The 25,693-nt window shown below is 63.8% G+C and carries 21 protein-coding genes and 2 pseudogenes; 7 read left to right on the top strand and 16 right to left on the bottom strand.

All coding sequences use genetic code 11. From position 1 onward, the window contains the following. Nucleotides 1-127: 127 nt before the first annotated feature. Entirely contained in the window at nucleotides 128-1,447 is a 1,320-nt protein-coding gene (locus tag ACKLLE_RS02145; RefSeq protein ID WP_420056622.1) for an MFS transporter, read from the bottom strand. 373 nt (nucleotides 1,448-1,820) lie between these two features. Between ACKLLE_RS02145 and proC the strand changes: the two genes are divergently transcribed. The 3 genes from proC (at nucleotide 1,821) to ACKLLE_RS02160 (ending at nucleotide 4,219) form a co-directional block, all read left to right on the top strand. Beyond that, nucleotides 1,821-2,621: a pyrroline-5-carboxylate reductase gene (gene proC, locus ACKLLE_RS02150; protein ID WP_420056623.1), complete on the top strand. Its 801-nt coding sequence runs from the start codon at nucleotides 1,821-1,823 to the stop codon at nucleotides 2,619-2,621. Further along, complete coding sequence (locus tag ACKLLE_RS02155; protein WP_420056674.1) at nucleotides 2,542-3,606, top strand: LysR family transcriptional regulator; 1,065 nt, start codon at nucleotides 2,542-2,544, stop codon at nucleotides 3,604-3,606. The genes proC and ACKLLE_RS02155 overlap by 80 nt, the downstream gene beginning before the upstream one ends. An 82-nt stretch (nucleotides 3,607-3,688) precedes the next feature. Continuing rightward, nucleotides 3,689-4,219, top strand: a complete 531-nt coding sequence (locus ACKLLE_RS02160; RefSeq protein ID WP_420056624.1) for an AAA family ATPase — start codon at nucleotides 3,689-3,691, stop codon at nucleotides 4,217-4,219. 262 nt (nucleotides 4,220-4,481) lie between these two features. Here the strand turns inward: ACKLLE_RS02160 and aroE are convergent, their stop codons facing one another. The 5 genes from aroE to ACKLLE_RS02185 are packed head-to-tail and all read right to left on the bottom strand — an operon-like array spanning nucleotide 4,482 to nucleotide 8,320. Then, the gene (aroE, locus tag ACKLLE_RS02165; RefSeq protein ID WP_420056625.1) at nucleotides 4,482-5,300 is read right to left on the bottom strand and encodes a shikimate dehydrogenase; all 819 of its coding nucleotides are present in this window, start codon (nucleotides 5,298-5,300) and stop codon (nucleotides 4,482-4,484) included. Next, entirely contained in the window at nucleotides 5,297-6,529 is a 1,233-nt protein-coding gene (locus tag ACKLLE_RS02170; RefSeq protein ID WP_420056626.1) for a CaiB/BaiF CoA transferase family protein, read from the bottom strand. The genes aroE and ACKLLE_RS02170 overlap by 4 nt, the downstream gene beginning before the upstream one ends. Then, nucleotides 6,526-6,981 carry a MaoC family dehydratase gene (locus ACKLLE_RS02175; protein WP_064301441.1) on the bottom strand — a complete coding sequence of 152 codons (456 nt, stop codon included), beginning with the start codon at nucleotides 6,979-6,981 and terminating at the stop codon, nucleotides 6,526-6,528. Before ACKLLE_RS02175 ends, ACKLLE_RS02170 begins: the two co-directional genes overlap by 4 nt. Further along, nucleotides 6,978-7,376 (bottom strand): VOC family protein, encoded by a 399-nt coding sequence (locus ACKLLE_RS02180; RefSeq protein WP_420056627.1) that lies wholly within the window; start codon nucleotides 7,374-7,376, stop codon nucleotides 6,978-6,980. The genes ACKLLE_RS02175 and ACKLLE_RS02180 overlap by 4 nt, the downstream gene beginning before the upstream one ends. Further along, the gene (locus ACKLLE_RS02185) at nucleotides 7,373-8,320 is read right to left on the bottom strand and encodes a ketopantoate reductase family protein (RefSeq protein WP_420056628.1); all 948 of its coding nucleotides are present in this window, start codon (nucleotides 8,318-8,320) and stop codon (nucleotides 7,373-7,375) included. The genes ACKLLE_RS02180 and ACKLLE_RS02185 overlap by 4 nt, the downstream gene beginning before the upstream one ends. A gap of 93 nt (nucleotides 8,321-8,413) precedes the next feature. Between ACKLLE_RS02185 and ACKLLE_RS02190 the strand changes: the two genes are divergently transcribed. Then, complete coding sequence (locus tag ACKLLE_RS02190; RefSeq protein WP_420056629.1) at nucleotides 8,414-9,316, top strand: LysR family transcriptional regulator; 903 nt, start codon at nucleotides 8,414-8,416, stop codon at nucleotides 9,314-9,316. Nucleotides 9,317-9,384: 68 nt separating this feature from the next. Here ACKLLE_RS02190 and ACKLLE_RS02195 read toward each other — a convergent pair whose 3' ends face one another. Both ACKLLE_RS02195 and ACKLLE_RS02200 read right to left on the bottom strand, forming a co-directional pair. After that, complete coding sequence (locus ACKLLE_RS02195; RefSeq protein ID WP_420056675.1) at nucleotides 9,385-9,744, bottom strand: cupin domain-containing protein; 360 nt, start codon at nucleotides 9,742-9,744, stop codon at nucleotides 9,385-9,387. A 9-nt stretch (nucleotides 9,745-9,753) separates the two neighbouring features. Beyond that, nucleotides 9,754-10,353 (bottom strand): annotated as a pseudogene (locus tag ACKLLE_RS02200) (GNAT family N-acetyltransferase); the annotation flags it as partial. Between the two features lie 202 nt (nucleotides 10,354-10,555). On the opposite strand from ACKLLE_RS02200, the gene ACKLLE_RS02205 reads away from it, so the two are divergent. After that, a complete protein-coding gene (locus ACKLLE_RS02205; RefSeq protein ID WP_420056630.1) occupies nucleotides 10,556-11,686 on the top strand; it encodes a sensor histidine kinase in 1,131 nt (376 codons plus the stop codon). 74 nt (nucleotides 11,687-11,760) lie between these two features. Here the strand turns inward: ACKLLE_RS02205 and ACKLLE_RS02210 are convergent, their stop codons facing one another. The 3 genes from ACKLLE_RS02210 to ACKLLE_RS02220 all read right to left on the bottom strand — a co-directional run bounded on the left by ACKLLE_RS02210 (nucleotide 11,761) and on the right by ACKLLE_RS02220 (nucleotide 14,931). Further along, the gene (locus ACKLLE_RS02210; RefSeq protein ID WP_420056631.1) at nucleotides 11,761-12,186 is read right to left on the bottom strand and encodes an anti-virulence regulator CigR family protein; all 426 of its coding nucleotides are present in this window, start codon (nucleotides 12,184-12,186) and stop codon (nucleotides 11,761-11,763) included. Nucleotides 12,187-12,254: 68 nt separating this feature from the next. Beyond that, the gene (locus ACKLLE_RS02215) at nucleotides 12,255-13,418 is read right to left on the bottom strand and encodes an FAD-binding oxidoreductase (RefSeq protein WP_420056632.1); all 1,164 of its coding nucleotides are present in this window, start codon (nucleotides 13,416-13,418) and stop codon (nucleotides 12,255-12,257) included. Continuing rightward, a complete protein-coding gene (locus tag ACKLLE_RS02220) occupies nucleotides 13,411-14,931 on the bottom strand; it encodes a phytoene desaturase family protein (RefSeq protein ID WP_420056633.1) in 1,521 nt (506 codons plus the stop codon). The genes ACKLLE_RS02215 and ACKLLE_RS02220 overlap by 8 nt, the downstream gene beginning before the upstream one ends. Before the next feature lie 191 nt (nucleotides 14,932-15,122). On the opposite strand from ACKLLE_RS02220, the gene ACKLLE_RS02225 reads away from it, so the two are divergent. After that, entirely contained in the window at nucleotides 15,123-15,752 is a 630-nt protein-coding gene (locus ACKLLE_RS02225; protein ID WP_420056634.1) for a TetR/AcrR family transcriptional regulator, read from the top strand. 37 nt (nucleotides 15,753-15,789) lie between these two features. On the opposite strand, the gene ACKLLE_RS02230 is transcribed toward ACKLLE_RS02225, so the two are convergent. The 4 genes and pseudogenes from ACKLLE_RS02230 to ACKLLE_RS02245 form a co-directional block, all read right to left on the bottom strand. Continuing rightward, nucleotides 15,790-17,016 (bottom strand): multidrug effflux MFS transporter, encoded by a 1,227-nt coding sequence (locus ACKLLE_RS02230; RefSeq protein ID WP_420056635.1) that lies wholly within the window; start codon nucleotides 17,014-17,016, stop codon nucleotides 15,790-15,792. After that, nucleotides 17,013-20,135: pseudogene (locus ACKLLE_RS02235) on the bottom strand (efflux RND transporter permease subunit). The gene ACKLLE_RS02230 and the pseudogene ACKLLE_RS02235 overlap by 4 nt, the downstream one beginning before the upstream one ends. After that, complete coding sequence (locus ACKLLE_RS02240; RefSeq protein ID WP_420056636.1) at nucleotides 20,132-21,238, bottom strand: efflux RND transporter periplasmic adaptor subunit; 1,107 nt, start codon at nucleotides 21,236-21,238, stop codon at nucleotides 20,132-20,134. Before ACKLLE_RS02240 ends, ACKLLE_RS02235 begins: the two are co-directional and overlap by 4 nt. 79 nt (nucleotides 21,239-21,317) lie before the next feature. After that, nucleotides 21,318-21,932, bottom strand: a complete 615-nt coding sequence (locus ACKLLE_RS02245; protein WP_064301453.1) for a TetR/AcrR family transcriptional regulator — start codon at nucleotides 21,930-21,932, stop codon at nucleotides 21,318-21,320. A 91-nt stretch (nucleotides 21,933-22,023) separates the two neighbouring features. Here ACKLLE_RS02245 and ACKLLE_RS02250 point away from each other — a divergent pair, with 91 nt between their 5' ends. After that, nucleotides 22,024-23,502, top strand: a complete 1,479-nt coding sequence (locus tag ACKLLE_RS02250) for an efflux transporter outer membrane subunit (protein ID WP_420056637.1) — start codon at nucleotides 22,024-22,026, stop codon at nucleotides 23,500-23,502. Nucleotides 23,503-23,706: 204 nt separating this feature from the next. Here the strand turns inward: ACKLLE_RS02250 and ACKLLE_RS02255 are convergent, their stop codons facing one another. Then, nucleotides 23,707-25,560, bottom strand: a complete 1,854-nt coding sequence (locus ACKLLE_RS02255) for a DUF1302 domain-containing protein (RefSeq protein WP_420056638.1) — start codon at nucleotides 25,558-25,560, stop codon at nucleotides 23,707-23,709. Between the last annotated feature and the right edge of the window lie 133 nt (nucleotides 25,561-25,693).

Here is a 25,693-nt window from a genome sequence, read left to right on the forward strand (position 1 = left end):
CTCTCCCTTGTATTGCTTTTTTTAGGACGCACCTGCCCGCGGTGCTGCCATGACAAGGCAGCACCGGGGAACGGATACGGAGTGGCGACAGATAGAACCCGGAGCGCGCAGGCTCCGGTTATTGCATTCAGGTAGCGCGAGCGCCGCCTTGAATTTCGTCGTCTTTGCGACGTTTACCAACGGATAGGATGGCGACCAGCGAGATGGCTACGGTTGCCAGCATGTACAGGGCCACCGGCCGCCAGTCGCCCTTGTATTCGGACAGCAGCCAGGTTGCGATCAGTGGTGCGGTGCCGCCTGCCAGCGCAGCGCCCAGTTGATAGCCCAGGGTGATGCCGGTGTAGCGCACGCGGGTGGAGAATATTTCCGAAGACAAGGTGCCGAGCACGGCGGTGACCGGCGCCCAGAGCACGCCGAAGCCAACCACGGTGGCAAGGGTGATGCCCCATTGGCTGCGGGTATCGAGCAGCATGAAGTACGGCACGATGTACAGCGCGATGGCAATGATGCCGCCGATGTACACACGCTTGCGGCCGACCCGGTCGGACAGCCAGCCCATCACCGGGATCAGCAGGGAGGCCACCAGGGCACCGATCATGACGGCGTTCAACGCCGAGACTTTCTGGTAGCCGAGGTTGTTTACCGCATAGCTGACCACGAAGGTCGAGAAGATGTAGAACGGCGCCGTCTCGACCACTTTCAGGCCTGCAGCGATCAGCACTTCACGCCAGTGGTTGCGTAGCGTTTCCACGACCGGCATTTTCGACACGTTACCGCTGGCCTTGGCGTGCTTGAAGTCCGGGGTTTCGTCGAGGCCATGGCGGATCCATAGGCCGAGGAACACCAGGCCGGCACTCAACACAAAGGGTACCCGCCAGCCCCAGGACAGGAAGTCTTCCTCGGGCAGCATCGCCATCAGGCTCACGGCCAGGGTGGCCAGCAACATGCCAAGTGTCACGCCTACTTGCGGCACGCTGCCGAACAGGCCCTTGCGCTTGGCCGGCGCGTACTCGTAGGCCAGCAGCAGCGCCCCGCCCCACTCGCCACCAATCCCAAGGCCCTGGATCACCCGCAGCAGGATCAACAGTATCGGTGCCCAGACACCGATATGTTCATAAGTCGGCAGGCATCCGATCAGTACGGTTGCGCCCCCCATCAACGACAAGGTGATGACCAGGGTTTTCTTGCGTCCGATACGGTCGCCGATATGGGCGAAGAGCACGCCTCCAATAGGCCGGATGAAGAAGGTTAGAGAAAACGACAAGTAAGCCAACAGCAGCCCGACCACCGGATCGAAGTTGGGGAAGAACAGCTTGTTGAAAACCAGAGCGGCGGCGGTGCCATAAAGAAAATAGTCGAACCATTCAATGGAACTGCCAGTAAGGCTGGCCACCAGCGCACGGCGACGGGTCTTTGCCGACTGTGTTTCGGCGAGGGAATTGCTCATGTTGTATGCCTTGTTTTTCTAAGGATGGGCAGCGACGACCCAAGTTTTACCGGGTAGCACCGATCCTAGGTTTTCCCGGGCGAAAGGTGCAACCTCAGACTTTATTATGGGTATAACAAAATGGCAGGATGACACTTGAGCGCACCATCAGAGTGCATGAAAAGTATCTGCCAAACGTTTGCTGATTTATATCAGTACCTAATTGTTTTTATTGAATAAGTGACCAAGTACAAGATATCGCGTTATTGGGTTGCGCCCGGTTGCACCTTTGTTGATGGGCGGTTTAATCTGCCCGCCGTTCCGTTAGCCAGTTTTCTTGTCCAGCGATAGCAACACGCAACCACTACGCTTCGCACCACTACGAGGAACAATCATGAACGCACTTTTTCTGGGCTACGGTCGCATGGGCAGCGCCATTGGCCAGGCCTGGCTCAAGGCCGGGCTGGTCAGCCAGGTCAGCGCCGTCGACCCCTATCTGCAGGATTTGCCAACAGCCAGCCCGGTCATGCTCTACAGCCAGGTCGAAGCCCTGCCTGCGCTGGCGTTTGACATCATCGTGGTGGCGGTCAAGCCGAACTACGCATGCGAAGTGCTGGCCGCGCTCCCCCGTGCAGCGTGCGAGCACGCCGTGGTGATTTCCGTCGCCGCAGGCGTGCCCCACGAAAAACTCAGCCAGGCACTGGACCACAGCTGCCCGGTGGTACGCGCGATGCCCAACACACCGGTACTGGTCAACGCCGGTTGCACCGGTCTGTTCGCCCCTGCTGGCCTGGATGAAGCCCTGCGCTCGCGGGTAACCCGGCTGTTCGAAACCGTCGGCAGCGCCAGTTGGGTGGAGCACGAGGGCTTGCTGGATGCGGTAACGGCGTTGTCGGGCAGCGGCCCCGCCTACTACCATCTGTTCAGCGAAGCACTGGCCGCCGCGGGTGTGGCCCTGGGCCTGAGCCCGGACCTGGCAAAGACCCTGGCCGCGCAGACAGCGCTAGGTGCCGCAACCCTGCAAACCCAGCCAGGCGCCGACTTTGCAACGCTACGCAGCGCCGTCACCTCGCCCAATGGCACCACTGCCGCGGCGATCTCCTCGTTTGAGCACGATGACGGCTTGCGTCGGCTGGTCGGCGCCGCCGTGCAAGCCGCCCATTCACGCTCGCAAGCACTCTCGCGCGAATCCTGAAAAACACCAGACGGCGGGCGGCCGGCAGGACGCCCACGCTGCATTACCTGGCCCGTGTGCAAAACCTATGAAGCTCCATCAACTGAAAATATTGGTCACCATCTGCGAGAGCGGCAGCTTTCAGGAAACCGCGCGCCTGCTGCACCTTTCCCAGCCGGCACTCTCCAGGACCATCAAGGAACTCGAGACCTCCCTCGGGGTGCCGCTGCTGGTCCGCTCCAACCGCGGCATCACCACCACCGAATACGGCGAACGCCTGGTGCGCAGGGCCCGCCTGATGCTGGAAGAGGCCAATCGCGCCAAGGAAGAAATCGCAGCGTTGAAGGGCGAAACGAACGGCCGGGTGTCGATCGGCCTGTCACCGGCGACGCCCCGTGCACAGGTGATCGCAGCAGTAAATCAATACAGCGAACGCTACCCGAAGGTGCGGCTGCGCATTCATGAGATGCGTCCTTCGAAGCTGATGGAGGGCCTGCGTGAAGGGCAAGTGGACCTGGCATTGTCGTGCCAACCGGCCAGTCGTTATGGCGACGGGTTCCAATGGACCGAGCTTTACCAGCAGCCGACTGCCCTGGTGGTACGCAAGGACCACCCGCTGCGCCATATACGTTCCCTTGAACACCTGCGCGAGCAGCGCTGGCTGCTACAGGAGCCGCTGGAAAGCTCGCAGGTCGGCTTGATGTTCGAGCAATACCAACTGGCGCCCCCGGAAAATGTCCTTGAATGCTCGGCTGGAATCATATTTTGCGAACTGGCACGGACCACGGACGTCATCAGCTTTTGGCCGCTTCGCATGCTCGACTACGTCAACCGGGATGGCCAGGCGATGGAGGTACTGAACCTCGAGGAACAGCCGCCAGCACTCAATATCTCCCTGGTCTATCGAAACCAGGAACTTCTGACACGAGAAGCCCGGCTGCTCGCCGATGAACTTGTGTATGTATTTACCAACCCTCGTGCAGCGCAGCGTAGCGACAAATACTGAAATGACATGATTGGACCGACCCGTTCATTGCCGTACAATCGCGCCCCCAAAAAACCAGCAGGCACGGCGAGAGGGAACTTCAATGCAACGGGTGATGATCATTGGTCAGCCTGGGTCCGGGAAAAGTACCCTGGCGCGCGCGCTGGGCGAACGCACGGGTTTGCCGGTCGTGCATATCGATACGATTCACTGGCAGCCTGGGTGGGTCGAACGCAGCCATGACCAGAAGACCCGTCTTTGCCATGAGGTCGAGGCCGGTGAGCGCTGGATCTTCGAAGGTGGGCATTCTGCAACCTGGAACAACAGGCTGGCCCGTGCGGACCTGCTGATCTGGATCGACCGGTCCGCACCGCTTCGATTCTGGCGCGTAGTGCTCAGGACGCTGCTTAACCACGGTCGCTCCCGGCCGGACTTGCCGGACGACTGCCCGGAACGGCTGGCCAACCTGCCGGAGTTCTTCGGGTTCATGTGGCGGACGAGGATCTCGGCACGGCAAAAGATGAAGCAACTCGCGGCGACGGCCCCGTCGACGTGCCAGGTGGTCTGCCTGCGCTCCAATCGGGATGCCAGGATATTCCTCGATAGTGTGCAGGCACAGCCGCTTCGCCCCTGAGCCAGGGTTATCTACACAGCTCGCGTCGACACGCAGATTTCTGACCAACGCGGTTCCCGTAGGAGCGTGGCTTGCCCGCGAAGGGCCGCGAAGCGGCCCCAAAACCATCCAGCACGAGCTAGGTGGGGGAAGCTTTCTGGATTCAGCGCTTGCTTGACCTCTGTGTTCCAGATGTTCGGCGTGGCAGGTTTTGGGGCCGCTTCGCGGCCCTTCGCGGGCAAGCCACGCTCCTACAGATCCCGCGCAGAACCAGCCTCTGAGCCTACGTCAGCGGGATGGTCAGTCGATCGATAACGGCACGGGTAGCGGGCCGCACCCCGCGCCACCAGGCAAAGGCCTCCGCCGCCTGCTCGACGAGCATGCCCACGCCGTCCGCCAGGCGGGCGACCCCTTCCTCACGGGCCTGGCGCAGGAACGGGGTAAGCCCCTTGCCATACGCCAGCTCGTACGCCAACCCGGCCTTCCCGAGCACACCGCCAGGCAACGGCGGTAATTCACCGACCAGGCTTGCGGACGTGGCGTTGACCACGATATCGAAGGTTTGCCCCTGCAACGCTTCATAGCGACTGATGTGCAGCAGTGGGTGGTCGAGCTCGTTGCGCAGCGCCAGGGCCTTGGTCATATCGCGGTTGGCCAGCACCAACTCGCCCGGGCCGGCCTGCAGGAAGGGCAACAACGCACCACGCACTGCGCCACCGGCGCCCAGTACCAGCACGCGTCGGTTGCGCAGTGGCTCACCAAGGTTTTCCTCGATATCGCGCAGCAGGCCGATGCCATCGAAGTTCTCGGCGACGACAAGGCCATCCTCGAACTTCAACGCATTGGCCGCACGGGCCAGTTGCGCACGCTCGCTGCACCGCTCGGCCAGTTCGAAGGCCCGCAGCTTGAACGGCGCGGTGATGTTCATCCCCCGCCCGCCCTCGTTGCGAAACTGCTGCACCTGGGCCTCGAAGCCCTCCAGCGAGCCCTCGATCGCCCCGTATTCCAGCGCCTGGCCGCTGGCCTGGGCGAACAGGCCGTGAATCAGCGGTGACTTGGTGTGGCTGATCGGTCGGCCGATCACTGCATAGCGGTCGCTCATCGTGCATCTCCGTGGGTGAACAGAACACCGTCTGCCTGCATGGCGGTGATTTCTTCAGGGCTAAAGCCGAGCGCGGCGGCCACTTCGGCGTTGTGCTGGCCAAGGTCCGGGGCCACCTGGCGGACCGTGGTGTCGCAGTCGGAAAAGCGGAACGGCAGGTTAGGCAGGCGCAACGTGCCGAAGCGCGGGTGCTGCTGCTCGATGACCATATTGCGCGCCTGGATCTGCGGGTCGGCCAGCACCTCGTCGATGCGCTGGACCTTGGCGCCGGGCACGTCGATGGCATCGAGCAGTGCCAGGATCCCGGCCACGGAGCGCGCGCCCACCCAGTCCCGCACCACCGCCAGAATCGCCTGGCGGTGCGCATTGCGGCCGCTCAGGCTGTGGTAACGACGGTCACTGGCGAAGCCTGCCGGGCCGCCGTTGGCTTCGAGCATGGCGGCAAAGCGCTGCCAGGCATCATCGACCTGGGCCGCGATCACCAGGTCGCCGTCGGCAGCGCGGAACACGCCATACAAGGTGGAAGTCGGCATGTCATGCCCGGTCTGCTCGGGCAGCACGGTGCCGTCCGACAAGGTGAAGCACTGCACGGCGTATTCATGCATCGACACCAGCGTGTCGTACAGGGCCATGTCGATGTGCTGGCCGCGGCCACTGCTCACCCTCCCCAGCAACGCCGCGTTGATTGCCGCGACCGCGTGGATGCCGGTGTACATGTCGCCCAGCGAAATGCGCAGCAACGGCGGCGCCTCCCCCGGCACACCGACCATCTGCATGATCCCGCTCTTGGCTTCGGCAATCAGCCCGAAGCCGGCGCGATGGGCATCCGGCCCGGTGTGGCCGTAGGCGGAAATCGAGCAGTACACCAGGCGCGGGTTGCGCGCCGACAGCTCGGCGTAGCCCAGCCCAAGCTTGTCCAGGGCACCGGGGCGATAGTTCTCGATGAACACGTCGGCCGAATCGGTCAGGCGCTGCATGAAGGCCTTGCCGCGTGGGTCCTTCATGTTCACGCTGACGCCCTGCTTGCCCATGTTCAGTTGCAGGAAGTAGCCACTCTGCTGGTCGTCCAGGGTGAAGGCGTGCTGGCGACCGGCGTCGCCGCTCCCCGGCCGTTCGACCTTGATCACCTTGGCGCCCAGCGCCGCCAGGCAGCGCCCGACATAGGGACCGGCGAGGAAGTGGCTGTAGTCGATAACGCGGATACCCGCCAAAGGCAGTGCCTGGCTCATGCCTGCGCCCTCCTGGGCACCATCAGCCGGTGCTCGCCGCGCTGTACGACCTCGCCGTGCTGATTGATCAGTTCCGACGGCAACACCACGATGCCCCACCCCGGCCGACTGTTGCTCGGGCGCATCGCCCCCACGCGCATGCGCACGTGCAACACATCGTTGACCTTGATCGGCAGGACAAAGTCCCAGGTCCAGCCCAGCGACATGCCCGGCACGAAGCGGTACTCGCACTGGGTCTTCAGGCCATCGGCAATCGACAGGCCGAACAGCCCGTGGGCGACCAGGCAGCCAAAGTGGCTGGCGTTGGCGTAGGCCTCATCGACATGCACCGGGGTGTGGTCGCCGGTCAGGTCGGCGTAGGCCATGATGCGCTCGCGGGTCACGGTGTAGGTGGGGCTGATGCATTCGTCGCCTTCGCGGGCATCGTCCCAGTATTTTTCCACCACCTTCATGCCTCTACCTCCGCACGTGGGTCGATGGCCAGTGCCTGGGCCACGCACCCGGCCGGCCGCGCCTGGATGAATTCCACCGCCAGGCCGTCAGGCAGGCGCAGCCAGTTGCGGCCCTGGGGCATTTCGCTGACAACGAAGCGTCGAGCCGCCGCCAGTGCGGCCTCAAGGTCCTCGCACATGATGCCCAGGTGCGCCATGCGCCCTTCCGGCCCGGCAAAGTCCGGCTGGTGAATGAACTGCAGGCCACCAAGGGTCCAGTACTGCGCCGGCTGCTCGGGAGAGCCCTGCACTTCACGCATGGTCATGCCGCACACCTCGCTGAAAAAGCGGATGTGCCAGTGGATGTCACGCACCCAGAAGGCGACGTGTTCGAGGTAGGCTTTCGGCTGGCTCATGAATTGCCCTCTTTCTGGTGATCGGCCATTGCGCGTTCGATGCCCTTGATGCAGGCCACCAAGGTGGCGTTGACCGGCGTGGCGATGCCATGGCGCTCGCCCCAGCGCACGACGGCGCCATTGATGAAGTCGATTTCGGTGACCGAGCCTTTTTCCAGGCTCTGCAGCATCGAGGTACGGAAGCTTGCCGGCAGGCCTTCGGCCGCCAGTTGCCAGGCGGCGTCGGGGCTGTTCAGGCTCAGGCGGACCCCGGCACGTTCGGCCACGGCGATGGCTTCGGCCACCGCCGCCCTGGCGGTGTGCGCCAGCAACGGCTCAGCGTACAACTGGCCGTAATTGAGCATGGTGATGCCGCTGAGTGCGCCGGTGGCGACATTCACCAGCAGCTTGTCCCACATGGTGCCGAGGATGTTGTCACTGACCGTGGTGGCCAGTCCGGCACCGTTGAAGGCCTCGGCGATCGCCCGCACGCGCGGCGTCGATTGCCCGTCGAGTTCACCAATATAGGTGTGCTTGCCCGCCACCCCGGCACGCACGCAACCCGGCGCCAGCAAGACACCGCCGACATAGGTCTTGCCGGCCAGCACCCGCTCCCGGCCCACCGCTTCGGCCAGGATGTCCTCGTGCCCCAGGCCGTTCTGCAGCGACAGCACCAGCGTCTGCGGGCCCAGCAAGGCCGTGGCCCCGGCGATCGCCTCGGCGGTGTGGAACGACTTCACCAGTACCACGACCAGGTCGGCTACGCCGACGTCGTTGGCGTCGCTGGTCGCATTGACCCGTACCTGGCGCTCACCGCGCTCGTCATGCACCTGCAGCCCGTTCGCGTTCATGGCGTCGACGTGCGCGCGGCTACGGTTGATCAGCCAGGTATCGTGCCCGGCCTCGCTCAGCGCTGCGCCGATGGCACAGCCCAGGGCGCCGGCACCCAGAATGCAGATTTTCAAATCGCAGACCTCCTGTGGTTTGCGACTACCTTATGCAGCGACGATTATTTGAGCTATACAATGGCACCAATAACGCTATTGGGATTTTCAATAATGACGACACTGGCGCCCCTGCCGGACCCCAAGCTGCTGCAGTTGTTCGAAGTGCTGTACCAATGCCGCAGCGTGACCCGCGCGGCCGAGCAGCTCGGGCAGAGCCAGCCGACCATCAGCATCTGGCTGGCACGCCTGCGCGAACAGTTGAACGACCCGTTGTTCGTGCGTACTCCGGGTGGCATGGCCCCTACCCCGCGGGCCGATCAGTTGATCGGGCCGTGCCGCGAAGTGCTCGAATCCATGCGCCGGCTGACCACCTGGGAGCCGCAGTTCATTCCTGCCAGCGCGCAGCGGCGCTTTCGCCTGTGTGTCAGTGACGCCAGCCACATCACCCTGCTGCCAAGTCTCCTCAACCACCTGCGCAGCCATGCGCCGGGCATCCGCCTGGAGGCGGCGCGGATCGACGGCAACACCGAAAGCGCGCTGGAATCCGGCGAGGCGGACCTGGCCATCGGCTTCGTGCCTTCGCTGGGTGGAGGGATGTACCAGCAGGTGCTGTTCGAGCAGGACTGGGTGTGCCTGAGCAATCCGCAACACCCACGCCTGCGCAAGGGCATGAGCCTGGCGCGCTACCGCGCCGAGGGCCATGTGCAGGTCAGTTCCGGCACCGGGCAGAAGCTGCTGGAGGCAGGGCTGGCCCGGGCCGGCATCGAGCGGCGGATCATGCTCGAACTACCGGGTTTTCTCGGGCTGGGGATGATCATCGGGACGGCCGACCTGCTGGCCACTTTGCCGCGGCATATCGGGCAGACCCTGGCCGACATGCATGGGCTGCGGCTGCATGACTGCCCGTTCGACGTGGAGGGGTTCACGGTCAAGCAGCACTGGCATGCCCGCTATCACCAGGACACCGGGAACCGCTGGCTGAGGGAGGTCGTTCGTGGGTTGTTCCAGGCATGAAGCCTGCGCAAGAGCATCAAGCGCTGCTATCGGGCAAGCAGGCAAAGCGCTCCTGCACGGCGCGCGATCTAGTTCGCGGGCAAGAGGATCACGAAATTCTGTTTCATGTCTTCCAGCACGGTCCATTTGCCCTTGGCGCCCGGTTCGATAATGAAGGTGTCGCCGGCGGCCAGTGTGACGGGGGCGCAACCCTCGAGTTCGATGACACAGCATCCACTCAGGACATGGCAGAACTCCCAGACCTTGTAGTCGATGCGCCACGCTCCGGTACTGGCTTGCCATTCTCCGGAAATGCGACCGTGCTGTTCATCGTGATAGTACTTGGACGTCAATGTATGAGGGGTGCCTTCAACGACCTCTTCAAAAAAGGGAAGGTCGCGCACCGGTTGGATTTCCAGATCGCGGAACACGGTTAGTGTCTTCTTCATGTTCATGGTTTTTTCTCGGGCTTCGTGGTTAGGGCGATACATCAAATAGGCTTCACCGGTTACGCCCAGCATCGGGTGCGGAACGATCTGGCAGGTTTTGACAATCTGGAACCCGTGACGCTCGTAGAAGCGGCGCGCACCGTGGTTTTCTGCATAATCGATCAGGCATAGCCCATCCAGGCCAGCGTCCTCGGCGCGTTGCTGGGCGTGGCGAAGAAACTGGACGCCCAGCCCCTGGCTGCGCCAGGCCTCATCCAGGGCCAGGCTGGATATATACAAGGTGCCGGGTATTTCCATGTCGGAATAAGGGGCGAGGACCGGATCTGTCTCGACCGGCCTGTCTGGGATCTCGCGCAAGGCATAGCTATGCATCATGCCGATGACCCGCCCTTCGAAAGTGGCCATCAGGCAGTTCTTGTAGGAAAAGTCGCCCTGCTCCCTGGCATAGCGAGACGCACCGACATCCAGCAAGGTTTCTCCAGGCGCGGCAAGCTTGCTCCATATGTAATCGGCCATGCCTTCGGATGTCAGTTGAAAGAAGCGCGCAATGTCGTGCGCGTCCGAGGCTTGAGCGGGTCTGAAGTCGACGCGCATGTACGGTGCTCCCATGGGATCGGGTGGTTGGTTTTCAAGGATTACGCCTTTGCCGGGGTGGCAGGGTAGGCGGTTTGAAGGGTGACCATCATGCTCCGGGCGAACACTGTCGGCACCGTGTGCGACGTTGCCCGATGCTCAAACGCGCGTGGTCATCCAATGACATGTGGGCTAGGCTTTTCGGGCGCCTTTTTTCAAGAACAGGGGTCGCCCTTCCATGAGATTGTCCGATTTCATCGAAAACGACATGGAGATGATTCTCCAGGCGTGGGAGAACTACGCTCGCTCGGTTGAAACAGAACTGCCGAAGCTGGACTCGATCGGCTTGCGCGATCATGCCGAAATGATGCTGCACACGGTGGTCGCCGATATGCGAACCGCACAAACCCGGCACCAGCAAGCCGAGAAGGCCCAGGGAAGAGGCCCCACGAGTTCAAGCGATACCGCCGCGCAGACCCACGCAGTCGCGCGCTTGATAGCCGGGTTTTCCATGGATCAACTGGTGTCCGAATACAGGGCACTGCGCGCAAGCGTATTGGCGCTCTGGCTGGAGCAGGAGACGTTCGCAGACCCGCATCGGGTCCAGGACATGATCAGGTTCAACGAGGCAATCGACCAGGCGCTTGCAGAGTCGATCGCGGCCTATGGATCGGCCGTCGAGTCAACCCGGAAAACGGTGCTGGCAGTGCTAGGCCATGATCTGCGCTCCCCGTTGGGCGCGATCCTCATGGCTGGCGAGCTGATCCAGCGGCAACAGGGGCTGGATGAGAAAGGCATGGACCTGGCGGCGCAGGTCTGTGTCAGCGCGCGCCGCGCAGACGCCCTGATCAGGGACCTGCTGGATCTGGCTCGCTGCAACCTGGGTAGCGGTATTCCAGTGGACCTGCAGAGCGCAGAGTTGAACCCGATCTGCCGCGCTGTGATTGCCGAGCTACGCACCGGGTTTCCGCATGCCAGCATCGTTCTCGATGAGCAGGCCCATGTAACCGGTCGATTCGATCCGGAGCGCATCGCCCAGGTGTTCACCAACCTGATTGGCAACGCCCTTCGGCATGGCGACTCCACGGCCCCGATCAACATCACCATAGCCGAGGCACAGGGCGTTGCGCGGGTCAGCATTCATAACGAGGGAGAGCCTATTGCGCCGGAGGTGATGCCCTATATCTTCAAACCGGAAGGTCGGTATTCAAGCTATTCATCCGGTGAGCGGGGCTCGGCGGCGGGGCTCGGCCTGGGGCTGTTCATCGCGGCGGAGATCGTCGCAGGGCACGGCGGCAGGATCAAAGTGGAATCGACCGAACAGGACGGCACCCTTTTCGCGGTGATTTTCCCTTCTTTCGCAGAGTGATCGCACCTCGTCGTCACCCGCTGCAGCCTGGGCGGCGGGTGCGCCACTTTACGGCTTGCCCAGGGCTGGCGACCTCAATCCAGCACGTTATGCAGCACCTCGTAGATGAGACCCGAGGCAATGGCCACCAGCAACAGGTCGGTGCCAGCCTGCTGCCACTCATAGCCATCGTAGTGAGGAAGTCGCCCCACCAGCCTGCCGTCCAGCTTCCTGGCGATGCCGGGCGGGAGCGGTTTGCCGCGTGCCAGGTTTTTCTGGATCCCTGGCGGTAGCGCGGAGCCCGGGTTCCAGTAGGCACGATTGTCGTTAAGTATGACCCGCACCCCGCCCAGGTCGACGGCAGGCCCTGCGTGCCAGTCGCTGCCGTTGCCTTGATGCCCCTGGTTGCCGTGTTGACCACCCTTGTCATGGCCTTTTCCTTTTCCGGGGTCTGCCAGCAGCATCGGGCTTATCCCCATTACCAACGAGAGCGCTACGGCGAGATTCAATCTGGTTCCCATGCGTGCATCCTCCAATCAGCTATCCAGACAGAGCCTAGCCAATCGCGCCGCAAGCGCAACGCGGCGACTCACAACAGCACTTCGATATCACCCGTGGGAAAGGCCACGCAGGAATAAATCCAGCCGAAATCGCGGTCGGACGTGCGCAGGCGCGCCTCCTGGGGGTTGAACACGGTGCCCGCCACCAGCTTGACCCGGCACAGGCTGCACTCGCCCGAGCGGCACGCGTTCTCGGCGAAGTAGCCATTGCGTTCCAGGGCGTTGAGCAGCGGTTCGCCGACCTTGCTGCGGAACCTGCCCCTGCCCTGCACCGTTATCTGCACCTCGTCGTCCAGGCTGACGCCCTGCGGCCAGCCATGCTGCTCGTCCGGCGCCTTGGGCGCACCGTTGGCCTCCACGCGAATGCGCCTGCGGGCCACGCCCAGCTCGCCCAGCAGGCTGACGCAACTGTCGTTGAACGGGGTCGGGCCGCAGATGTAGAACATCCGGTTGCCGATCTCGCCCAGCAATTCCTGGAGCATGCTCCGGCTCAGGCGGCCGCTGCGGCCGGTGTAGCCGGCGGGAGGCCGCGAGATCACTTCGCTGAGGGTGAAATGCTCGTGACGCCGGGCCAGTTCGCGTAGCTCATCGGCGAAGATCACGTCATCCACATGGCTGTTCAGGTAGATCATGTGCAGGCGCTGCGGCAGCCCGCGATCGAGGATATTCAGGAGGATGCTGCGCGCCGGCGCCGCGCCGGAGCCACCGGCCAGGAACACCAGGTCGTCGCCATGAAACAGCGGGTTGTGATGGAAAGTGCCCATCGGCCCGGAACTGCTGAAACCCTGCCCCACCTGCGCGTGGTCGAGCAGGTAGTGGGAAACGAAGCCGCCCCGGGCGCGCTTGACGGTCAGGTCGTAGTGCATGCGCTGCACCGGCGACGAGGATATGGCGTAGGGCCGGGCCGTGTGCACGCCGTCGATCTCGACGAACAGGTTGATGTACTGGCCGGCCTGGAAGGGTGGCAGCGCCTGGCCATCGGCCGCCACCAAACGCAGGGTCCTGGTGCTCGGCGTATCCTCGATGATCGCGGCGACCCGCAGGGCCAGGCGCTTGGGATGCAGTTGCACCACGGTGCTGCCGACCTCGCCGCGCACCTCCTGGAAATCGCTGCCGCTCTGCTCCAGCGCCAGCTTGGCCGCGGCCGCCTCCGGGTAACCGGCGATCAGGTTCAACGCATTCTGTTCAGACATGTTCGGACTTCCTGGCCTTCAGTTGCTTGAGTACGGCGCGGGCGGTGGATTCGCCCGCCATGTAGGTTGGCTGGAAGCCGCCCATGGTGGTCCAGGCGCCGGCCATGTACAGGCCCGGCACCGCATCCAGCCGTTCGCGCAGCAGCGCCGAATCCTGGGCACTCTGCTGGAAACCGTAGATGGCCCCGCCCGGCGTGTTGAGGTAGCGCATCATGGTCAGCGGCGTAGCCACTTCTACCTCCTCGATGTACTGGCGCACCTTGGGGTAGACCTTCTCGATCACCGCGATCAGCTTTTCGGCGAACTCATACTTGGTTTGCGCGTAGCGCTCCGGGGATACCGACTTCCATACCTCGCCGTACTGCAGGCAAACCAGTACCACCTGGCTTTTGCCCGCAGGCGCGGCGCTCGGGTCTTCCAGGTTGTAGCAGGTGAGCATGCCGCCCAGCGGCGGCTCCAGGCTGCCCATGCGCGCGTGGATCTGCTCCTCGTCGAGGGTCTCGTAGATAAAGCTGGAGGCGGTGGTCACCCCCAGTTCCTCGGGCGTGCAGTCCAGGCCCAGGTAAATGACGAACGCCGAGGTGCCCATGCGTCGCGACTTGAAGTCCTGGCGGATCTTCGCCGGCGGGCGCTCCAGGTCGAGCAGTTCATTGAAGGTGATCAACGGGCTGGCGTTGGAGACCACCGCATCACAGTCGATCCGTTCGCCGCCTTCCAGGCTTACGCCACGGATGCGCCCGTCCGCGGTATGGATCTGCTCCACGCCGCAGTTGAAGCGAACCTCGCCGCCCGCTTCGAGGAAGGACTCCACCAGCGCGCTGGACATGGCCTGGGAGCCGCCCTTGATATGCCAGGGTTTGAACACCGCGTAGGCGTAAAGCATGGTGGCCAGGTCGGCGAACGGCAGCATGCTCGGCGCCACGCCGAGGTAGAGCCAGTAGGTGGCGAGGATATTCTTCAGCCTGGCGTCGGCGAAGAACTCGTCCAGCACCTCGCGGGCCGGACGGAAGCCATAGCGCAAGTAGTAGGGGCACATCGACCTGAGCATCGCCTCGCTGTTGGCGCGCGAAGCCTGCGGCAGGGTCATGAAGCTTTCCAGGGTGACCTTTTCGCACACCAGCATGAAGCGCTCGATGGCCTCACTTTCGGCCGGGTACATCGACTGCAGCAGGCGCCGGATGCCCGACCAGCTGGCCGGCAGGGTGACGTCCAGCTCCCCCGGCACCACCAGGCGATACAACGCGTGTTCCTGGATGAACTCGACCTTGTCCATCACCCCCAGTTGCTCGAAAAACCTGCGCATCACGAACGGCTTGTCCTCGGTACCCAGGCCGCTCAACTGATGCAGCGCCACCTCGAACTCGAAGTTCCCACGCACGAAAGACGTGGCGCAGCCACCCGGAATATTGTGCCGTTCCACCAGCAGCGTGCGGCTGCCGCCGCGCTGCAGCGCAGTCGCGGCGGTCAGCCCGGCGTTGCCGGCGCCAATCACCACGGCGTCGTAGTGCTTCATGCTTCACCTCGAACTTATCAGCGCTAAGATTTAAGTGCAAAAAAAGGCTTCGGCCGTTCGTAACGTGAAGCCATGGCGTACCACAGGGAGCAATGTTAACGATGCTAAGATCGAATCTTATCATCGTCAAGATACTTTCGAATGCTAAGATCACGGCGCTTCGAAACCCACAGGATCAAGGCCTTCCCCACATGACCAAGTCTTCCCAGCGAGCCCGCGACACCTACCACGTAGGCAACCTCGCGCCGCAGCTTCTCGACGCCGCGCGACACATGCTCGAAGAAGTGGGACCGACCAAATTGTCGCTTCGCGCGGTATCGGAGCGGGTCGGGGTAAGCTCGACGGCCGCCTATTACCACTACGCCAACCGCGCCGAACTGATTGGCCATCTGGCAGCCCAGGGTTTTCGCGAGCTGGGAACAGCCCTGCGCAAGGGCGATCAGGGCCAGGCTGGCCTGCAGAAACTGCGTGAGGCCAGCCTGGCCTATTTCAGCTTCGCCCGCGCCAACCCGGCGCTCTATCAGTTGATGTTCGGGCCCGAGCTGGGCGGCGACGCAATGCCGGTGCAATACCGTGAAGCCCGGGACGAAGCCTTCGGCGAACTCAAGCGCATCATTGCCGAAATCCTCTCCCAGGACATCGGCAGCGCCGACGTTCGCCGCGCCGCCCTGGCAGGCTGGTCGTACACCCACGGGCTGGCTTCGCTGGTGATCCACGGCGTGTTGCAATTCCCCGCCGACATCAGTGACGCGCGCTTCGTCGACAGCACCCTGCTGGGCTTCGAACACCTGTTCAGGTCCGGGGATGCAGGCCGTGCCTGACCGGGCCTTTGCCCCCTTTGACCTCGGCGTTGCGAGGTTAACCGCGTCTACTCGAAAAGAACGTCACCAGTGCCACGGCGCACACCGTCGCCTGGATAGCCCCCAGGGTCAGCACCGGCGGGTATTCGAGTACCGATCCCAGCCAGGTGGTGATCGCCGCGGCGCCCATGGTCAAGAAGCCGAGCAATGCGGACGCCAGGCCCGCTTCCTTGCCGAACGGGCTCATGGTGATGGCCGTGCCCAATGGGTTCGCTAGGCCCATGCCCCAGAGAAAAATCACCATCGAGAGCGAGTACCAGCCCAGGCCGGGGCTCTTCGGCCCGATAAGCAACAGGGCCCCGGCCAGCAACGCCGTGGCGAGCCCCAGGATGGTGATCGTTCGGCTGCCAAAACGATGGGCCAGTCGCGGGGCCGCCAGGCCAGCGGCGAAGACGACGAAAACGGTGGCGGCGAAATAGAGACCCGCTTGCAACGAAGACAGGCCCATCCCGCTCATCAAGATGGCCGGCGCGGCGGCGAACGAGGCAAACAGACCGCTCATCAACAGGCTCACCGAGGCGGCCGGAAGGATGAACCTGCCCTCACGGAGCAGCCTGCCATAAGCGGACACCACGCTCGCTGCCGATAGCGCCGTGCGGCGCCCAGGTGGCAAGGTTTCGCCAAGGCTGCGAGCGTAGAACCAGGCGATCAGGACGGCGGCTGCCCCGACCATCACGAAGATCGCCCGCCATCCCATGGCGGTGGTCAACAGGCTGCCAAGCAACGGTGAAAACCCGGGGGCCGCGGCAGTCGCGATCATCGTCAGCGACAACGCACGCCCCAGGGTTTCGCCGTCGAACAGATCGCGGGCAATGGCCCGCGCCAGCACGGCTGCGGCGCACACCCCCAACGCCTGTATGACACGCCCGGCAATCAGCACATCCAGGGTACCGGCAAAGCCTGCGACCATTGTGCCGATCACGAACAGGGCCAGCCCTCCCAACACGAATCTCTTGCGCCCGTAGTGATCCGCCAGCGGCCCCACCAGCAATTGCGCGAACGCGAAGGTGATGAAGAAACTGGAAAGGGTCAGCCCCAATTCGCGGGAAGTAACGCCCAGCTCATGGCCGATTTCCGGGAACGCAGGAAGGATGATGTTGGTAGACAGGACACTGATCGCCGACAGACACGCCAGCAAGGCGACGAGCCTGCCCGTCAGTATCGGGCTGCCCCTGGGAGGCGCCAGCCCATCCAGCGCTACGGACTGGTTCTGCAGATCGGTCATTGCACACTCCTCGTTTCACTGTACGTGCGTCGTTCGGCTTCGGGCTTGCGCTTCGGCGGCGTGATGTCGCGGCCGATCCTGAACCAGATGGAGTACATCGCGGGCAGGAACACCAGGGTCATGATGGTGCCGACGAATGTCCCTCCGATCAGGGTGTAGGCCAGCGTGCCCCAGAACACCGAATGGGTTAGCGGAATGAAGGCGAGGATGGCCGCCAGCGCGGTCAGCAGGACGGGCCTGGCCCGCTGTACCGTAGCCTCGACCACGGCATTGAACGGGTCGAGCCCGTCGCGCTGGTTGTGGTGGATCTGCCCGATCAGGATCAGCGTGTTGCGCATCAGGATGCCCGACAACGCGATCAGGCCCACCAGGGCATTGATGCCGAACGGTTGCTGGAACAGCAGCAGAACGGGCACCACCCCGATCAACCCCAGCGGCGAGGTGAGGAACACCATGACCATGGCCGAGATCGAGCGTACCTGCACGATGATGATCAGCAGCGTCAGGGCGATCATGATCGGCAGCAGCGGCAGGATCGCCCGGCTGGCCTTGCCCGACTCCTCGATGGAGCCGGCCATTTCGATACGGTAGCCGGCCGGCAAGGTCGCGATGATCGGTTGCAACGTCGTCCAGATCGCCGCAGACACGTCTGGCGGCTGCAACCCTTCGGCAATATCGCCCCGTACGGTGATGGCAGGCGTGCGGTCACGGCGGCGCAGGATGGGATCTTCCATGCGCACATCGACTTCGCCGACCTGCGAGAGCGGTATGCGCTGGCCAGCCGAGCCTACCAGGGTGAAGCCTTCGATCTTCGCGGGGTCAAGGCGAATCGCCCCGGCCGCGCGACCGACCACCTGCACCGAGCGGATGTCCTCGCGCACCGAGGTGATCGGCACGCCGCTGAGCAGGAATTGCAATTGTTGCGCGACCGCACTGGACGTCAGGCCCACCGCCTGCAGGCGATCCTGGTCCAGCGAAAAATGCAGCGTCGGTACCAACGGGCCCCAGTCGGCGTTCACCGTGCGCATCATCGGGCTGGCCTGCAGAACCTCCTCCACGCGCGCAGCGATCTGGCGCAACTGCACAGGGTCGGGCCCCATCACCCGATACGCCACCGGGTAAGGCGAATACGGGCCGAACACCAACTGCGTGACGCGCACCCTGGCCTCGGGCGCCAGCCCTTGCGCGGCGGCTTCGCGCAGGCGCAACTTGAGGGCTTCTCGGGCCTCGGGGCTGCCTGTCAGCACCACGATCTTGGCAAACGACGGATCGGGCAGTTCAGGCGCCATGGCCAGGAAAAAGCGCGGCGGGCCCTGGCCGATGTACGAGGTGACGATCCTGGCTTCTTCTTGCTCGCGCAGCCAGGATTCGACCTTGATCGCGGTGGCGGTGGTCTGTTCGATGGAGGTGCCGTAGGGCATCTGCAACTCGACCAGCACCTCGGAGCGGTCGGAGGTCGGAAAGAACTGTTTCTTCACCAGCCCCATGCCGAGCAGGGCCATGACAAACAGGCCGATGACCGCAGCCGCCACCAGTCATTTATGGGCGATGACCTGCGCCAGCAGGGTGCGAAAACGGTTGTAGTGGCGGGTGTTATAGATAGCCGCATGGCCGCCTTCGACCCGCTTGATGTTCGGCAACAGCTTCACGCCCAGGTACGGGGTAAACGCCACCGCCACTATCCAGGAGGCAATCAGGGCAATGCCGACGATCCAGAACATGTTGCTGGTGTATTCACCCGCCGTGGACTGCGCGAATCCGTTGGGCATGAAGCCGATGGCGGTGACCAGGGTCCCGGAAAGCATCGGCGCGGCGGTGTGGCTCCAGGCGTAGGCCGACGCCTTGAAGCGGTCGTAGCCCTCCTCCATTTTCACCACCATCATTTCGATGGCAATGATGGCATCGTCTACCAACAGGCCCAGGGCAAGAATCAGTGAGCCCAGGGTGATGCGGTCAAAATTCTTGCCGGTGGCCGCCATCACCACGAACACGACGGCCAGCGTCAAGGGCACGGCCGCGGCAACCACCACACCCACGCGCCAGCCCATGCTGAGGAAGCACACCAGCATCACCACCAGCAGCGCGACAAAGAACTTGACCATGAACTCATCGACGGACGAGGTGATGTTGACGGCCTGATCCGTGACCTTGGCCAGCGTCATGCCCAGCGGCATGGCCTCGTTGATACTCGCCGTCTCGGCGTCCAGCGCTGCGCCGAGATCGAGGCCGTTCCAGCCCTCGCGCATCACCACGCCCAGCAGCAATGCCGGTTCGCCGCCGTTGCGAACCAGGAAGGTGGCCGGGTCTTCATAACCGCGCTCCACGCTTGCCACGTCGGAAAGCTTCAGCGTACGCCCCTGCACGGCAACCGGGGTTTCCCGGATCTTCGCCAGTTCGTCGAAGGCGCCATCCAGGCGCACTACCACCTGCGGCCCGCTGGTTTCGACAGCACCGGCGGGGGTCAGCGCGTTCTGGCTGTTAAGGGCAGCGAAGATGTCCTGCGGCGTCACCCCCAGCGTTGCCAGGCGATCATGGGAGAAGGAGACGAAAATCCGCTCGGCCTGCTCGCCGATGATGCTGACCTTCTTGACCCCCGGCACGTGCAACAGGCGCTGGCGCAGCGACTCGGCGTCACGCACCAGTTGCCGCTGCGGTTCGCCCTTGGCCTTTAGCGCATAAAGCGCGAAGGTCACATCCGAGAACTCATCGTTGATCATCGGCCCGATCACACCCACCGGCAGCGCCCTGGCTTCATCGCCGAGCTTCTTGCGCGCCTGGTAGAACTCCTCCTGGACTGCCGACGGCGGCGTTCTGTCGAGCAGCGACACCAGGGTGATCGCCAGCCCCGCGCGGGTGAAGGTTTCACTGCGGTCATACCAACGCAGCTCCTGCATGCGCTTTTCCAGCGGTTCGGCGACCTGATCCTGCATCTCCCGGGCGGTAGCGCCTGGCCAGGCGGTGATGATGGTCATCTGCTTGACGGTAAAAGGCGGGTCTTCCGCCCGGCCGAGCTTGAAGAACGCCAGCGTCCCGGCCGCTGCGATCAACAGGATCAGGAACAGCGTGATGGAGCCCTCGCGCACGGCCAGGGCCGACAGGTTGAAACGCTGCTGGCTCATGGCTGGACTCCGGCGACCGATGCCCCAGCCATCTGCGCCAGCAGCACTTCTTCGCCTTCTCGCAGCAGGTGCGCGCCTAGCGCCACCACCTGTTCGCCTGCGTCAAGGTTGCCGGCGACACGCGCCGCATCATCACTGATACCCAACACCCGTACAGGCCGCCAGGAGACCTTCGCCGGCTCTCCGGCGATCACCCAGACGCCGGTGCCGCTACCCGGGTCGTAAAGCGCGGCGATGGGCACTTGCAGTACCTGGCCTGCGGTTTTTTCCTTGGCGATGTTCAGGGTAATGGTCGAACCGAGCGGCGCGTTCGCCAGCGCACCGTCGAGCACATACCTGGCTTCGAACGTGCGGGTGGTGCCGTCAGCGGCCTCGGAGAGCAAACGCAGCCTGGCGGTAACCGCGGGGCCGCTGTTGCCATACAGGATCGCCTGGGCAGTGGAGCCCGGCACCGGGCGCAAGGTTTCGGGAAGGTGCACGACGGCTTCGCGCTGCCCGGCGCGTGCCAGTTGCACCACCGGTTGCCCGGCACTGACCACCTGGCCGGGCTCGGCCAGGGTGTCCATCACCACGCCGTCGGCATCGGCCAACAGTACCGCGTAGCCGGTGGCATTACGCGCCACATCCGCCTGGGCTTGCGCCGCGCTGAGCTGGGCCTTCGCCGCATCGGCGGCGGCCTTGATCCGATCGTAGGTCGATGCCGATACGGCACCTTCCGCAACCAGACCGCGATAACGGGCCTCGTCATCGGCCGTCTGGCTGGCTCTCGCCCGGGCGGCCGCCACGGCCTCCTGCTGCGCGCGCGCCTGCAGTTGCAGGTCGACAGGATCGAGGCGCATCAGCGGCTGGCCGCGCCTGACCGTCTCCCCGGTGTCGACCAGGCGCTCGAGCACCTTGCCCGAAACGCGAAAACCCAGATCGCTCTGGGTCCGTGCGACAACCACACCGGTGAACGAACGGGGAGCATCGACTGCTCGCTCGACCGCCGCCGTCCTGACCACGGGCGGCTTCGTACGGGCGTCTTTGCTGACGGAGGGGTCGCCGCACGCCACCAGGACGAAAGGCAGTACGCAAACGGCGAAAGCAGCTGGCTTGAGGCGCATGGGGTTCCGGGCTCATGGACTATGCAAGAACCCCATTCTTTTTCTAGTGACCAATATTGTCAATAGTCACTAACGAAACCTATGGCGCCAGACTGCGCAATATCAATGCCGGCAAATGCGCCGCAGCCTCCGAAACGGTGTCGAGGTTGTACTGCAATTGAGCGGCGTTCACGTAGGGGCGCAGGATCAGGAAGATCGCGTTGGCAGCCTCGTCCAGCGGTGTCTTGCGCTCGAATTCACCCGCCTCGCGGCCATCGACCAGGATCTGCTGGATGATCGCGCGGATACGCAGCTCGTGTGCCTGCACCGACGGCCATTGATCACGGGAAGCAACCGCCGCGATGTCATAGAGCTTGCGGTCATGGAAGAACAGATCGCTGCCGGCCTCGGAAATAGAGCGGAATAGACGCCTCAGCTTCTCGGAAGCCGTCGGTGCCTGGTCGATCGCGGCGTTGACGATTTCCATGATCATGGCCAGCCGGTTCGAGCAGATCACCTCGCCAATGGCCTGCTTGGAGTCGAAGAACTTGTAGATGTAGGCCTTGGAAAAGCCGATCGCCTTGGCCAGGTCGGAGACGGTGGTCTTCTCGTAACCGTAATGCCCGAAATGCCGGGTGGCCGCCTCGATGACCTGGTCGCGGACATCATGGTCCTGGGGGCCACGCGTGGAGGGTGTACTCATGTTTTCATTCATTCTTGCAGCTTAGCTCCTCGGTGAGCCGATTGACAGCAAGTGACCAATCTATAATATGGTCACACCTTATATCTCGCTTGAGAGTAACGCCATGCCTCCCTTCCGTATTCTTGCTCTCGTGGTAAGCACCAGCGTGGTTGCAGGTTGCGCGGTCGGTCCGGACTATCAGCCAGCGGACCCTCCCCTGCCCGGCAGGTACCTCGGCCAGTCCGCCGTCGAGCAACGCTCAGCGACTGGACACGCCGATTTTGCTCGATGGTGGGACGGTTTTGGCGACCCCTTGCTAAGCAGCCTGGTCGCCCAGGCATTGGAGCAAAGCCTTGATATAGCACAGGCTCAGGCCCTCCTTTCCCAGGCTCGTGCCGACCTCGGCGCAGCCAACGCCGCGCTGCTGCCCTCCGGCACTGTCCAGGGGCAAGCCGCACGCGCCTACCAGTCGGTGGAAACCCCACTGGGCAGGGTGCTCGATTCAACACCGGGCTACGACCGCTATGGTAATAGCTATGAGGCCAACCTCGAAGCGAGCTGGGAGCTGGATGTGTTCGGCGGCCTGCGCCGTGACCGGGAGGCAGCCCGGGCCGAGTACCAGGCGTCCGAGGCTGGCGTGAGCGCCACCCGACTGGCCATCGCCGCACAAACTGCGGACATCTACACCACCATTCGCGGCTTGCAGGCCCGCCTCGACATCGCCGAGCGGCAGGTCAAGACCCAGGAGGACTTGCTGACCAAGGTTCGCCTGCTGCACAGCAGAGGCCTCGCCGCCGAGTACCAGATCCATCAGACCGAGGGCGAGCTGTCGCAGGTTCGGGCAAGCGTACCGGTGCTGCAGTCCAGGCTGGATGCTGCCATGAATGCGCTCGATGTGATACTCGGCACGCCGGCGGGTACGCATCGCGAGGCGCTGTCTGCGGCCGGGGCGATTCCACGCGCGCCACAGGTTTCGGACATCGGCTCGCCGGCCGATCTGCTGCGCCGGCGCCCCGACCTCATCGCGGCCGAACGGCGGCTCAAGGCCGCCAATGCGCGGATCGGCGTTGCAGTCAGCGAGTACTACCCCAGGTTTTCCCTGGGTGCGCTGATCGGCAGCGCCACCACCTCCGGCGGCCATCTGTTCGGCGGCGGCGCCAGCCAGTCGGCGGGGCTTCTGGGACTGCGCTGGAGGCTGTTCGACTTCGGCCGGATAAATGCCGAGATCGACCAGGCCAAGGGACAGCAGGCGCAAGCGCTCGCAGCCTATGCACAATCGGTGCTGCGAGCCGGTGAAGACGTGGAGAACGCGTTCTCGGCACTGGTCAACCGGGAAGCCCAGGCAGCAACGCTGGCCGCTGGTGAAACCTCGCTGGACAGCGCCAGGCGGTCAGCATTCATCGCCTACCAGAACGGTACTGCCAGCCTGATCGAAGTGCTCAATGCCGACCAGACGCTGCTGCGAGCGTCTGACGCGCGGGCTCAGGCGCAAGCGGCGTCGACACGGGCCGCCATCGCCGTCTTTCGTGCATTGGGCGGTGGCTGGAGCGCGGGGCATCTGGTGGCCACTAGGCGCACGCCGGAAGATCTTCACCGCCCTTGAGATCGAGCGCCGCGCGGGCGGCGCTCGATCTGGAGAACGCTGAAGATCTCCCGGCATGCGCCTGGTGGCCATAACGCGGTTCTCTGACGGGCACCTCGCAGCCACTGCGATTCAGAGAAGATGTGCAGATCCCCATGCCCATCGCTGGCAAGCCAGCTCCCACAAGGATCGCGCCCACCCTTGAACCTGCGCTGCTGAGTTGCACTAGAAATTGGCCCCCACGCTGAACGCGACATAATCACGGTCACCGCGGACGCCATAATCGCCGTCGAGGTAATCGGTATAGACAAGGCTCGCCCAGTACTGACCGGCCAACGAGACGTCGATACCCAGGCCGATCGAGCGCGAACCTTCGTTGAACGCCGAGCCGTCGGCAGGGGCGTAGCCTTTCACGTCGTGGGCCCAGGCGAGGCTGGGGCGGATATCCAGGCCCGGCACCAGGCCCGGGTAGCTCCAGGTAGCGCGCAGCCGATAGCCCCAGGAAAACGGCGTGACAAAGCCTTCGCCGTTGCAATCGCCAGGGCTTTTCGAGATCGCCAGGCACTGGTCGTTGTCGGCCAGTTCGCCATTGCCGTAGGCGCCGGAGCGGCCGTAGCGCGGCCCGAAACGCCCCTCCAGCCCGCCGACCCAGGTGGCCCCCACTTCGCCCATCAGCACCAGTTGGTTGGCACCCATGACCTGGCCGAGCGCCTGCACCGCCGAAACCTGGGCCTGGGTCACCTCCTTGCGCCGGTAACCGTCGAACGCCGTAGTGTCGGTCGGCGGGCGCAGGCCGTCGGCGTTCAGCGGGCTGCGCCCGGGGGCATTGAGCAAGGATTGCAACACGTCGTTGCCATTGAGCTGGACCGGCACATTCGGCCGGTAGCTGAGTTCCCCTTGCACGGCGACGCCACTGCGCAGGGTGGTGGCAAAGGTCAGGCCGTACAGGCGGATATCCTCGGGGTATTGCGCCCGGTATTGCGCGGTGCCCATGCGCAGTGCGCCGACCAGGGTCTGCCCGCTACCCGAGGCCAGGAACGCGCCGCAGTTGGCCAACGCCACACCGACATTGGCGCAGAGCTCGCCGGCAAAACCGCCGTTGGCGTAGTAACGGCTGCTGACCGTGCCCAGGTAGGGGGTACGGCTGTGGTAGTTGGCGGCGAACAGGCCAAGTTCGGTGTCCAGGTGCTCGACGTACCAGTGCAGCGACAGTCCCCATTGGCCGCCGTCGCGAGCATTCTCGTCGCTGCCGCGGGGCACGCGCACGCCCTCCTCCGTCAGCGTCACGCCGAAGGCTGCCAGCGCCTGCGAAACCAGCGGATTGGTCACCATCTGCCCGCCGACATCCAGGCCCTGACAACCCTCGGGCATGAAGTCGTTGCCGGAGAAGAAGGTGGCGCAGTTGTCCAGCCGGGACTGGTCCCAGTCAAGCTGGTAGAAGGCGTCCAGCGATAGCGCCTGGTTAAGGTTCTGGGTAACGTACACCAGGTTGACGGGGACCAGGGCGTCTTTCACCTCGGCACCGGGGCGGCGCAGTGCAGCCTGGTTGAACGGGTTGATCACGTTCAGCCCGCCCTGGATGAACAGGCTCTCCCCCCAGTTGACCACCTGCCTGCCCAGGCGCAGCGAGCCGGGCTCACCATGGATGTCGTAGAGGCCATAGGCGAAGGCATCGAGCAGTTCCGCGCCCGCGGTTTTCGCCGAGACCTGGCGATTGCGGTCGTCGATGTCCACTGCCCGCTGGCTGTGGTCACGTTGCGCGGTGTCGTACCAATAGGTGCCGCGCAGGAATACACCGAGGTTGTCCCGGCTCAGTTCCAGGTCATGGGTGCCTTTGAAAATGACGGAGAACACGTCGCCGGCGCGGTAGTTGCGCCGCCCGTCATTGCCATTGGCAGCCTGCAACTGCTGTTTGTCGGGGTTGGCGGTGCTGACGGCGGCGCCCATGGAGAGCGCCGAATCGAAGTGCCCCTGCAGGGTAGCGAATTCGAATTGCGCCCCGGTGGCCGGGGTAGCAAGCAGGCAGCACAGGGCCGCCAGCGGCGCACGGCGCCGGCAGAAAACAAGGATTGCGCTCACACTTGACCTCTTATTGTTTTATTAGAGAGGAAAATGATGGGTTCAGCGCGGACGCGCCGGCCGCCCAGGCCGGCGGTGTCGGTGAGGAGGAGTATCAGGGAGGTGCAACGGCGCTCACAAATAGCGTCTTCGG

The organism is Pseudomonas bharatica, from assembly GCF_048586865.1.
GTDB lineage: Bacteria > Pseudomonadota > Gammaproteobacteria > Pseudomonadales > Pseudomonadaceae > Aquipseudomonas > Aquipseudomonas bharatica.

Coding starts and splice junctions, on each gene's coding strand:
- ACKLLE_RS02145 (WP_420056622.1), bottom strand. CDS start 1,447: ATGAGCAATTCCCTCGCCGAAACACAGTCGGCAAAGACCCGTCGCCGT.
- proC (WP_420056623.1), top strand. CDS start 1,821: ATGAACGCACTTTTTCTGGGCTACGGTCGCATGGGCAGCGCCATTGGC.
- ACKLLE_RS02155 (WP_420056674.1), top strand. CDS start 2,542: ATGACGGCTTGCGTCGGCTGGTCGGCGCCGCCGTGCAAGCCGCCCATT.
- ACKLLE_RS02160 (WP_420056624.1), top strand. CDS start 3,689: ATGCAACGGGTGATGATCATTGGTCAGCCTGGGTCCGGGAAAAGTACC.
- aroE (WP_420056625.1), bottom strand. CDS start 5,300: ATGAGCGACCGCTATGCAGTGATCGGCCGACCGATCAGCCACACCAAG.
- ACKLLE_RS02170 (WP_420056626.1), bottom strand. CDS start 6,529: ATGAGCCAGGCACTGCCTTTGGCGGGTATCCGCGTTATCGACTACAGC.
- ACKLLE_RS02175 (WP_064301441.1), bottom strand. CDS start 6,981: ATGAAGGTGGTGGAAAAATACTGGGACGATGCCCGCGAAGGCGACGAA.
- ACKLLE_RS02180 (WP_420056627.1), bottom strand. CDS start 7,376: ATGAGCCAGCCGAAAGCCTACCTCGAACACGTCGCCTTCTGGGTGCGT.
- ACKLLE_RS02190 (WP_420056629.1), top strand. CDS start 8,414: ATGACGACACTGGCGCCCCTGCCGGACCCCAAGCTGCTGCAGTTGTTC.
- ACKLLE_RS02195 (WP_420056675.1), bottom strand. CDS start 9,744: ATGAAGAAGACACTAACCGTGTTCCGCGATCTGGAAATCCAACCGGTG.
- ACKLLE_RS02205 (WP_420056630.1), top strand. CDS start 10,556: ATGAGATTGTCCGATTTCATCGAAAACGACATGGAGATGATTCTCCAG.
- ACKLLE_RS02210 (WP_420056631.1), bottom strand. CDS start 12,186: ATGGGAACCAGATTGAATCTCGCCGTAGCGCTCTCGTTGGTAATGGGG.
- ACKLLE_RS02215 (WP_420056632.1), bottom strand. CDS start 13,418: ATGTCTGAACAGAATGCGTTGAACCTGATCGCCGGTTACCCGGAGGCG.
- ACKLLE_RS02220 (WP_420056633.1), bottom strand. CDS start 14,931: ATGAAGCACTACGACGCCGTGGTGATTGGCGCCGGCAACGCCGGGCTG.
- ACKLLE_RS02225 (WP_420056634.1), top strand. CDS start 15,123: ATGACCAAGTCTTCCCAGCGAGCCCGCGACACCTACCACGTAGGCAAC.
- ACKLLE_RS02230 (WP_420056635.1), bottom strand. CDS start 17,016: ATGACCGATCTGCAGAACCAGTCCGTAGCGCTGGATGGGCTGGCGCCT.
- ACKLLE_RS02240 (WP_420056636.1), bottom strand. CDS start 21,238: ATGCGCCTCAAGCCAGCTGCTTTCGCCGTTTGCGTACTGCCTTTCGTC.
- ACKLLE_RS02245 (WP_064301453.1), bottom strand. CDS start 21,932: ATGAATGAAAACATGAGTACACCCTCCACGCGTGGCCCCCAGGACCAT.
- ACKLLE_RS02250 (WP_420056637.1), top strand. CDS start 22,024: ATGCCTCCCTTCCGTATTCTTGCTCTCGTGGTAAGCACCAGCGTGGTT.